At 72.1% G+C, this 8960-nt stretch carries 12 protein-coding genes; 6 read left to right on the top strand and 6 right to left on the bottom strand.

Features of this window, described 5'->3' with window-relative positions; translation table 11 throughout:
* The 4 genes from VGC18_RS12030 to VGC18_RS12015 all read right to left on the bottom strand — a co-directional run.
* A partial coding sequence (locus VGC18_RS12030) for an ATP-binding cassette domain-containing protein (protein ID WP_331097667.1) occupies positions 1 to 545 on the bottom strand: 545 nt, incomplete at its 3' end.
* Positions 542 to 1327 (bottom strand): ABC transporter permease, encoded by a 786-nt coding sequence (locus VGC18_RS12025; protein ID WP_331097665.1) that lies wholly within the window; start codon positions 1325 to 1327, stop codon positions 542 to 544. The genes VGC18_RS12030 and VGC18_RS12025, both read right to left, overlap by 4 nt.
* Positions 1328 to 1337: 10 nt before the next feature.
* Positions 1338 to 2129 (bottom strand): molybdate ABC transporter substrate-binding protein, encoded by a 792-nt coding sequence (gene modA, locus VGC18_RS12020; RefSeq protein ID WP_331097663.1) that lies wholly within the window; start codon positions 2127 to 2129, stop codon positions 1338 to 1340.
* Positions 2130 to 2153: 24 nt separating this feature from the next.
* Positions 2154 to 2558, bottom strand: coding sequence for a TOBE domain-containing protein (locus VGC18_RS12015; RefSeq protein ID WP_331097660.1), 405 nt, complete (start codon positions 2556 to 2558; stop codon positions 2154 to 2156).
* Between the two features lie 71 nt (positions 2559 to 2629).
* On the opposite strand from VGC18_RS12015, the gene VGC18_RS12010 reads away from it, so the two are divergent.
* Genes VGC18_RS12010 through VGC18_RS11995 form a run of 4 tightly spaced genes read left to right on the top strand, consistent with a single transcriptional unit; the run spans position 2630 to position 6311 of the window.
* On the top strand, positions 2630 to 3745 hold the full coding sequence (locus tag VGC18_RS12010) for a ThiF family adenylyltransferase (RefSeq protein WP_331097658.1): 1116 nt from the start codon (positions 2630 to 2632) through the stop codon (positions 3743 to 3745).
* 1 nt (position 3746) lies between these two features.
* The gene (gene glp / locus VGC18_RS12005) at positions 3747 to 4940 is read left to right on the top strand and encodes a gephyrin-like molybdotransferase Glp (protein WP_331097656.1); all 1194 of its coding nucleotides are present in this window, start codon (positions 3747 to 3749) and stop codon (positions 4938 to 4940) included.
* Positions 4937 to 5905 carry a bifunctional molybdenum cofactor biosynthesis protein MoaC/MoaB gene (gene moaCB, locus VGC18_RS12000; protein WP_331097654.1) on the top strand — a complete coding sequence of 323 codons (969 nt, stop codon included), beginning with the start codon at positions 4937 to 4939 and terminating at the stop codon, positions 5903 to 5905. The genes glp and moaCB overlap by 4 nt, the downstream gene beginning before the upstream one ends.
* 1 nt (position 5906) lies before the next feature.
* The gene (locus VGC18_RS11995; RefSeq protein ID WP_331097652.1) at positions 5907 to 6311 is read left to right on the top strand and encodes a molybdenum cofactor biosynthesis protein MoaE; all 405 of its coding nucleotides are present in this window, start codon (positions 5907 to 5909) and stop codon (positions 6309 to 6311) included.
* A gap of 14 nt (positions 6312 to 6325) precedes the next feature.
* Here the strand turns inward: VGC18_RS11995 and VGC18_RS11990 are convergent, their stop codons facing one another.
* Entirely contained in the window at positions 6326 to 6571 is a 246-nt protein-coding gene (locus VGC18_RS11990; RefSeq protein WP_331097650.1) for a MoaD/ThiS family protein, read from the bottom strand.
* Positions 6564 to 7631, bottom strand: a complete 1068-nt coding sequence (moaA, locus tag VGC18_RS11985; protein WP_331097648.1) for a GTP 3',8-cyclase MoaA — start codon at positions 7629 to 7631, stop codon at positions 6564 to 6566. The genes VGC18_RS11990 and moaA overlap by 8 nt, the downstream gene beginning before the upstream one ends.
* Positions 7632 to 7705: 74 nt before the next feature.
* Between moaA and VGC18_RS11980 the strand changes: the two genes are divergently transcribed.
* Positions 7706 to 8299: a sulfite oxidase-like oxidoreductase gene (locus tag VGC18_RS11980; protein ID WP_331097646.1), complete on the top strand. Its 594-nt coding sequence runs from the start codon at positions 7706 to 7708 to the stop codon at positions 8297 to 8299.
* A gap of 50 nt (positions 8300 to 8349) precedes the next feature.
* The coding region (locus VGC18_RS11975) for an FAD-binding oxidoreductase (RefSeq protein ID WP_331097644.1) at positions 8350 to 8960 on the top strand (611 nt) is incomplete at its 3' end.

Below are 8960 nucleotides of genomic sequence, written 5' to 3'. Positions count from 1 at the left end.
GCCGCCAGCACCCGTCGCAGCATCCGTCTCAGGGTGGGGGCGACGGCGACGTCGAGGGCGGCGAACGGCTCGTCGAGCAGCAGGATGTCCGGCTCGGCGGCGAGCGCCCGTGCGATGGCGATCCGTTGCGCCTGACCGCCGGACAGCCGCGCCGGCCTGGCCGCCGCCAGCTCGGATGCCTCGACCTCGGTCAGCCAGCGCCGCGCGGTCGCCCTGGCGGCATCCGTCGAGGCTCCGGCGCTGCGCGGCCCGAACGCCACGTTGTCGAGCACGTTGAGGTGGGGGAAGAGCAGCGCCTCCTGGGCGAGCAGGGCGACGCCGCGACGATGCGGGGGCAGCCAGGATCCCCTCGCCGTGTCGAAGAGGGTGATCCCCTCCCAGCTCGCCGCCCCGGCATCCGGCCGGAGCAGTCCGGCGATCACGGCGAGCGCCGTCGACTTGCCCGCCCCGTTCGGGCCGAGGATGGCCACCGTCTCCCCGCGGGCGACCTCGAAGGAGACGTCGAGGTCGCGGGCTGCGAGGCTCGCCGCGACGACGAGGCTCACGAGGCGGACCTCGCGGTGCGCAGGGTCAGCCCGACCACCAGGAGGGAGACCACGACGAGGACGAGGGACAGCGCGACGGCCGCGTCGGGATCGGTCTCCCGCTGCAGATAGATCTCCAGGGGAAGGGTGCGGGTCACCCCCTGCAGGCTGCCGGCGAAGGTCAGCGTCGCCCCGAACTCGCCGAGGGCCCTCGCGAAGGAGAGCACGGCCCCGGAGAGCAGCGCGGGCAGCACGAGCGGAAGAGTGACCCGGCGCAGCACCGTCGTCGGCCGGGCGCCGAGCGTCGCCGCGACCGCCTCGTAGCGGACGCCGGCCACCCGGAGGGAGCCCTCGAGGCTCAGCACGAGGAAGGGCAGCGCCACGAAGGTCTGCGCGAGCACGACCGCGGTGGTGGAGAAGGCGATGTGGATGCCGAGGACGTCAAGGGTGTGGCCGAGCAGCCCCTCCCGCCCGAACGCGGCGAGCAGCGCGATGCCGCCGATCACCGGGGGCAGCACGAGGGGAAGCAGGACGAGCGCCCTGGCGACCCGCTGCCCGGGGAAGGAGGTGCGGGCGAGGACGAGGGACATCGGCACCCCGAGCAGCACACACAGCACCGTGGCCGCAAGCGACGTCCGCAGGCTGAGCAGCAGCGCCGCGACCGATGACTCCGAGGTGACCAGCCCGAGGAATCCGCCCCAGTCGACCCTGGTCGCCATGGCGACGAGGGGGAGCAGCACGAAGACCGCCCCGAGCACCGCGATGGCGACGACCCAGCGCGGCACGGCGGCGACCGACGTCATCGCACGGGCGCTACGGGGCACCGAAACCGGCGGCCTTCAGCACGGACCGTCCCTCGGGTCCGGTGACGAAGTCGATGAACGCCGTGGCGAGGGAGGCGTTCGCGCTGTCCTTGAGCGCGGCGATCGGGTAGGTGTTGACGGCCTTGCTCGACTCCGGGAAGGTGATGCCCCTGACGCTGGACCCGGCGGCCTTGACGTCCGTGACGTAGACGAGGCCGGCATCCGCCTCTCCGGAGGAGACCTTGCCGAGCACATCGGTGACCGCGGACTCCTCGCTGACGGGACTGAGCTTCACCCCGGTCGCGGTCTCGACGGTCACGGTCGCGGAGCCGCAGGGCACCTGGGGGGCGCAGACCACCGTCTTCACGCCGGCCTTCGCGAGGTCGGCGAAGGAGTGGATCGAGGCGGGATTGTCCGGCGGCACGGCGATCTCGAGCACATTGGTGGCGAAGTCGATGGGGGTGCCGGCCACGAGCGAGGCATCGGTGAGCTTGGCCATGTTCTTCGTGTCGGCGGAGGCGAAGACGTCGGCGGGGGCGCCGGCCGTGATCTGGGTGACCAGGTTGGAGGAGCCGGCGAAGCTCAGCTGCACCGTCGTGCCCGGATGCTTCTTCTCGAAGGACTTCGCCAGATCGGTGAAGGTGCCCGTCAGCGAGGCGGCGGCGAACACCGTGATCGAGCCGGAGAGCTTGGGGGTGGCCGAGGGGCTGGATGCCGGTTCCGTCGACGAACAGGCGGTGGCACCGATGGCCACTCCCGCGGCGAGGGCCAGGGCCAGAAGCGGGCGCAGGGACGTCTTCACAGGGCACTCCTTGTTGTCACGGGGTCATTCCTTGGTGGGCGGGGTCTCGACGATGACCGTGGTGGCCTTGACGACGGCGATCGCGACGGAGCCGAGCTCGAGGCCCAGTTCGCGCACCGCCTCGCTGCTCATGAGGGAGACGACCCTATGCGGGCCGCACTGCAGCTCCACCTGCGCCATGACCGTGTCGGCCGTGATGGCGGTGACCAGTCCGACGAAGCGGTTGCGGGCGGAACGGCCGACGCCGGAGGGATCCTCCGGCAGCACGGCGTGTTCCCGCGCGAGCGTCGCCAGGGCGAGACCGTCCACGACGCTCCTGCCCGACTCGTCCTTGGCCGCCGCGAGGATGCCGTTGTCAACCCAGCGACGGACGGTGTCGTCGCTCACCCCGAGGTACAGGGCGGCATCCTTGATCCGTATCTGCGACATGCGCCCAAGGCTAACTCCGAATCCACGGATAAATCCATGCCCCGCAGGGGCACCTGGCAGAATCGAACGACATGGGGCAGAACGAGCGGGAGCGCTACGCGCGGCAGGAGCGGCTGCCGGGGTTCGGTGCGGCGGCCCAGGCCCGCCTCGGGGCCGCCAGGGTGCTCGTCATTGGCGCGGGCGGCCTCGGCAGCTCGATCATCCCCGCCCTCGCGGCGGCGGGGGTCGGCACGATCGGCATCGTCGACGACGACACGGTGGAGCTCAGCAATCTGCACCGCCAGCACATCCACGGCATGGCCGACCTGGGTCGCAGCAAGGTCCGCTCCGCGTCGGAGACCGTCGCGGCACTGAACCCGGACACCCGCGTGATGACCATCGAGGACCGTCTCGATGCGACGAACGCCCTCGATCTCTTCGCGGACTACGACCTCGTCATCGACGGCAGCGACAACTTCCCGACCAGGTACCTGGCCAACGACGCGGCGGCGCTCAGCGGCATCCCGCTCGTGTGGGGGGCGGTGTCCCAGTACGCCGGCCAGGCCGGTCTCGCCTGGGCGGACAGGGGCCCGCAGTACCGCGACCTCTTCCCCGCCCCTCCGCCTCCCGGCACCGTGCCCTCCTGCGAGGAGGGCGGCGTGCTGCCCACCGTCTGCGCCGTGATCGGCTCGATCATGGCCACGGAGGCGATCAAGGTGCTCACGGGCATCGGCGCCCCGCTCATCGGTGCCGTGACGACCTTCGACGCGCTGAGCGGCGCCTTCCGCCGGATCGACTACGGGCGGGATCCCGCGGCGGAGCCGATCACCGGGCTCGTCGACTACGAGCTGTTCTGCGGCCTGCCGTCGAAGAACCCCGCGGACGGTGCCGGCGCGGAGGAGCTCACCGCGGAGGAGCTGGCCGCCGAGCTCGCCGGCGGTGCGCCGATGAGACTGCTCGATGTGCGCGAGCCGTGGGAGGCGGAGATCGCCGCCCTGCCGGGTGCGGTGCTGATCCCTCTCGGCGAGCTCGGCGCGCGGGTCGACGAGCTGGCCGGGGGCGATCCGATCGTCGTCTACTGCCATCACGGCATCCGCTCCGCCCGGGCGCTCGACCTCCTGCGATCGGCCGGGATCCCGGCGCGGCACCTCGGCGGCGGTATCGACGCCTGGTCCCGGCGCATCGACCCGGCGATGGCGAGGTACTGAGGTGCGCGATCGCCTCACGGTGGACGAGTACGCGGCGGCGATCGGCGAGCTGCTGGCGGACGCCCTCTCCACCGGGAGCGAGACGGTGGGCCTCGCCGACGCGCTCGGCCGGGTGACGGCCGCCCCGATCCTCTCCCCCGTCGACCTGCCGCTGTTCCGCAACTCGCAGATGGACGGCTTCGCCGTGGTCTCGACCGACCTGCGCCGGCTCCCGGTGAGCCTCCCGATTGTCGGAGAGGTGGCGGCGAGGCCCTCCGATCCGCCGCCGCTGGTGGCGGGGACCGCCGTGCGCATCATGACGGGCGCGGTGGTGCCGGACGGCTCGGACGCCGTGGTGCCGATCGAGGACACGACGGTCTCCGGCGCGACGGTCACCGTTCACCGGGGCCGAATGCCCGGCGAGTACGTCCGCGAGCGCAGCGTCGATGTGCGAGAGGGCGATCGGCTGCTGCCTGGCGGACTGCGCCTCGCCCCGCGCCACCTCGCCGTGCTCGCCGCCGCCGGGCTGGACAGGGTGGAGGTGCGTTCGCGCGTCCGGCTGGTGATCGTCACCACCGGGGCGGAGCTCGTCGCGCCGGGTGGGCCTGCCGGCCTCGGCGAGGTCTACGACTCCAACGGCCCGGCCCTGGCGGCCGCGGCCGGACTCTGCGGCGCGCAGGTGACCCGTCTCATCCGCAGCGCGCACGACGACGCGACGGCGCTGCGCGAGACGCTGGCGGCCGCGGCCGGCGACGCCGATCTAATTCTCACCTCCGGCGGGGTCTCGATGGGCGACTACGAGGTCGTGCGGGAGCTTCTCGAGGCCGAGGGCGGATGGGTCGGCCACGTCGCGATGCAGCCCGGCGGACCGCAGGCGATGGGCCGCCTCCTGGGCGTCCCGATCGTGGGATTCCCCGGCAACCCCGTGAGCTCCCAGATCTCCTTCGAGGTGTTCGTCGCGCCGCTGCTGCGCCAGGTCGCCGGCCTGCCCGCCGCCTCCCGGCCGACGAGGAGACTCACCGCGGACGTGACCTCGGTGGCCGGGAAGCGGCAGTTCCTCCGCGGGCGCCTCGTGGATGATGGAAGAGTGGAGGTCGTGTCCGGCCCCGGATCGCACCTGGTCGCGGGACTGGCGGCATCCGATGTCCTGATCGACATCCCGGCGGACACGACCAGCCTGAGGGAGGGCGACACGGTGGGGACCTGGGTACTGTGAGCGGCCTGAGCCATCTCGACGCGGACGGTCGCGCCCGCATGGTCGACGTCGGTGACAAGGCGGTGACCGCGCGCACCGCGACGGCCACGGGACGGCTGATCACCCGGCCGGACGTGGTGGCGCTGGTCCGCGCGGACGACCTGCCCAAGGCGGACGTGCTCGCGACCGCCAGGATCGCCGGGATCTCCGGCGCGAAGAGGACGAGCGAGCTCATCCCGCTCTGCCACCCGATCCCGCTCACCTCGGTCGCCGTCGACTTCGAGCTGACCGAGGACACCATCCTCATCTCCGCCACGGCCAAAACCACCGGACGCACCGGCGTCGAGATGGAGGCGCTCACCGCCGTCGCCATCGCGGGGCTGACGCTGCACGACATGGTCAAGGCGGTCGACCCGGCCGCCGTGCTCAGCGAGGTGCGGCTGGAGCGGAAGACCGGGGGCAGGCGCGGCCACTGGACCCGCGACGGCATCGTCGAGCCGACTCCCGTGCGGCCGGGAACGGCGGCCGTCATCGTCGCCTCGACCGAGGGCGCCGCCGGACGCCGCGAGGACACCACGGGGCCGGTGATCGCCGCCTGGCTCGCCGATCGCGCCTACTCCGTGGATGCCGTCACGATCGTCGCCGACGCCGCGGTCGGCGCCGAGCTGGCCAGGGTGGTCGCGACCGCACCGGCGGTCATCCTCACCACCGGCGGCACAGGAATGAGCCCGAGCGACCGCACCCCGGAGGAGACCCTGCCCCTGCTCGACCGGGAGCTGCCGGGGGTCGCCGAGGCCATCAGGGCACGCGGAGCCGCGACCACCCCGACGGCCGCGCTGAGCCGGGCCGTCGCGGGGACCGCGGGCGGGACGCTGATCGTGAACCTCCCCGGCTCCCGGGGAGGGGTCTCCGACGGCCTCGCCGTGCTCGACGGGCTGCTCGATCATCTCGTCGCGCAGATCGCGGGAGGTGGGGAGCATCGCTAGGGTGTTCGCCTCCATCTCCGAGCGGCCGATCGACCCCGCCGTCGTCGAGGACTTCGTCCTGGCGGCGGAGCACGGGGCGCTGGTGACCTTCCGCGGGATCGTGCGCGACCACGACCACGGGCTGTCGGTCACCGCGCTCGACTATCAGGCGCATCCGGACGCCCTCCGGTTCCTCGAGGACTGCTGTCAGACCGTCGCGGCGGAGACCGGGCTCCGCGTCGCCGCGGCCCACCGGGTCGGATCGCTCGAGATCGGCGAGACCGCGCTCGTCGCCGCCGTCTCCGCCCCGCACCGGGCAGAGGCCTTCGCCGCCTGCGAGCGCCTGGTCGACCTCATCAAGCAGAACGTGCCGATCTGGAAGCGTCAGCACCTCGACGACGGCACCGCGGAGTGGGTCGGCCTGTAGGCAGGCGGACCCGCTCAGCCGCCGGCGAAGGGCGGCAGCACGTCGGCGCGGGAGCCGAGGGGGCCGGCGTCGTCCCGGCGGACGACCCCGTCGACGAGGAACGATCCGGATGCCAGCACCCGCGCCATCGGATCGCCGTACCGCTCGATGAGGAGCGACCGCAGCTCGCCGACGGTGGACGGCGAGTCGAACTCCTCCTCCTCGCGTCCCGCGGCCTCCGCGGCGGAGGCGAAATAGCGCACGAGGATCCGCTCAGCCACCGATCGCCCCCATGCTGCGTTTCGGCCGGACGAAGTCGGTCCGTCCCATCCCGTGACCGGCCTGCTTAACCCACATGGCGGCCCGCCAGCGATCGGCGATGTCACGGTCGTCCGCCCCTCCGCGCAGCAGCCCGCGCAGATCGGTCTCCTCGTCGCCGAACAGGCACGAGCGCACCGTCCCCTCCGCGGTGATCCTCGTCCGGTCGCAGGCCTCGCAGAACGAGCGGGTGACCGAGGCGATGACGCCGACCGTCGCAGGTCCGCCGTCGACGAGCCACTCCTCGGCGGGCGCGGAGGGATCGTCGCGATGCGGCCGGGAGAGCTCGAAGCGGCCGCCGAGGACATCCAGGAGCTCCGCGGCATCCACCATGTTGTCGCGGGCCCAGGCCTCGTCGGCATCGAGCGGCATCTGCTCGATGAATCGCAGCCGCACCCCGTTCTCGAGCGACCAGGCGAGCAGATCGGCCGCGCCGGCGAGGGTATCCCGCATGAGCACGGCGTTGATCTTGAGCGGGGTCAGGCCCGCCTCCTTCGCCGCCCGGATGCCCGCGAACACGGCGGGCAGGCGATCGCGCCTGGTGAGGCGGGCGAAGTGGTCACGATCGACGGTGTCGAGGGAGATGTTGATGCGGGTGAGGCCGGCATCCACCAGCTCGCGGATGCGGTGGTCGAGCCCGATGCCGTTGGTCGTCATCGAGATCGACGCGCCGCCGGCGACGGCGGACGAGCGCGCGAGGATCTCGGCGAGGTCGGCGCGCATGAGGGGCTCGCCGCCGGTGAACCGGATGTCGTGCACCCCGAGGTCGCGCACGGCGATGTGGACGAGACGGGCGATCTCGACCGCGGACAGGAGGTCGTCGCGCGCAATGGCGGGAAGCCCCGCCTCCGGCATGCAGTAGGTGCAGCGCAGGGAGCACTTCTCCGTGATCGACACCCGGAGGTCGCGGGCCTGACGACCGAAGCGGTCGACCAGCCCGGGGACATCCGGCCGCCCGACCGTCGACGGCGGGGCAGCCGGGTCCCGTCGGAGCCCGGGAATGCCGAGATCCAGGCGCGTCATCCACTCAGCCTAAACGCTCCGGTGACAGGACGGTCCGGGTTCAGTAGGGTGAAAACATTCGGAAGGAGCACCCCATGGCAGTCATCTCGCGCGGCTTCGGTGGCCGCAGGCGTGAAAGCGTCCCCGATCTCCCACCCGGCCAATATCTCACCCAGGATTTCCCCGTGCTGTCCGCCGGCCCGACCCCGGACATCGACACCGCGGACTGGGAGTTCACCATCCGCACCGAGTCAGGAGCGGTCCATCGCTGGAGCTGGGACGAGCTGCACGCCCTCCCCATCGAGGACATCACCACCGACATCCACTGCGTCACCCGGTGGTCGAAACTCGGCACGACCTGGAGGGGCGTCTCCCTCGACAGCCTGTTCGCCGGCGTCGACACGAGTTACGACTACGTGATGGCGCACTCCTACGGCGGATACACGACCAACGTTCCGCTGGAGGACCTGCTCGACGGCAAGGCCTGGATCGCCGTCGAGTTCGACGGGGAGGACCTCGACCCGGAGCACGGAGGGCCGGCCCGGCTGCTCGTCCCCCACCTCTACTTCTGGAAGAGCGCGAAGTGGATCAGAGGGCTCGTCATGCACAGCAACGATGATCCCGGCTTCTGGGAGCAGAACGGGTACCACATCTACGGCGACCCGTGGCTCGAACAGCGCTATTGGTGAGCGGCGCAGGGACGGGCGCCGGCCAGACGGGCGACTGGAAGGTGGGAACCGTGACGGAGGCCCGCGTCCAGACCCCCTCCGGACGGAGCATCGTGCTCGAGGTGCCCGGCTGGGGAGGCAACCTCGCCGGCCAGCACGCCGACGTGCGGCTCACCGCGCCGGACGGCTACCAGGCCGTCCGGTCCTATTCGGTGGCGTCCGCCGGACCGGGCGATCGCGTCGAACTCGCCGTCGACCGCCTGCCGGACGGCGAGGTCTCGCCCTACCTGGTCGACGATCTCCTCGTCGGTGACCAGGTGGAGCTCCGCGGTCCGCTCGGCGGCTGGTTCGTCTGGAGGCCGGAGGTCGACGGAGTGCCGCAGACCACCCCGGTGCAGCTCATCGGCGGCGGCTCCGGCATCGTCCCCCTGATGGCGATGATCCGCGCGCATGCCGCCGCGGGCAGCACCGCTCCCTTCCGGCTGCTGTATTCGGTGCGGCGCCCAGAGGACGCCTTCTTCCGCTCCGAGCTGCTGTCGCCGACACCGCACCTCGACGTCACCTGGGTGTACACGCGGCAGGCCCCGGACGGATGGCCGCGACCGGCGGGACGGCTGGGACGCGCGGACCTGGAGGCGGATGCCTTTCCCGCCGCCTACTCCCCCGACGTCTTCGTCTGCGG

This window comes from Lacisediminihabitans sp. (assembly GCF_036404185.1).
Classification (GTDB): domain Bacteria; phylum Actinomycetota; class Actinomycetes; order Actinomycetales; family Microbacteriaceae; genus Lacisediminihabitans.
Note: the sequence above shows the minus strand (reverse complement) of the source record. Positions and strands in the feature narration are given on the sequence as shown.

Excerpts from the sequence above, each read along its gene's own strand:
- VGC18_RS12025 (WP_331097665.1), bottom strand. The coding sequence starts at position 1,327 with ATGACGTCGGTCGCCGCCGTGCCGCGCTGGGTCGTCGCCATCGCGGTG.
- VGC18_RS12015 (WP_331097660.1), bottom strand. The coding sequence starts at position 2,558 with ATGTCGCAGATACGGATCAAGGATGCCGCCCTGTACCTCGGGGTGAGC.
- VGC18_RS12010 (WP_331097658.1), top strand. The coding sequence starts at position 2,630 with ATGGGGCAGAACGAGCGGGAGCGCTACGCGCGGCAGGAGCGGCTGCCG.
- moaA (WP_331097648.1), bottom strand. The coding sequence starts at position 7,631 with ATGACGCGCCTGGATCTCGGCATTCCCGGGCTCCGACGGGACCCGGCT.
- VGC18_RS11980 (WP_331097646.1), top strand. The coding sequence starts at position 7,706 with ATGGCAGTCATCTCGCGCGGCTTCGGTGGCCGCAGGCGTGAAAGCGTC.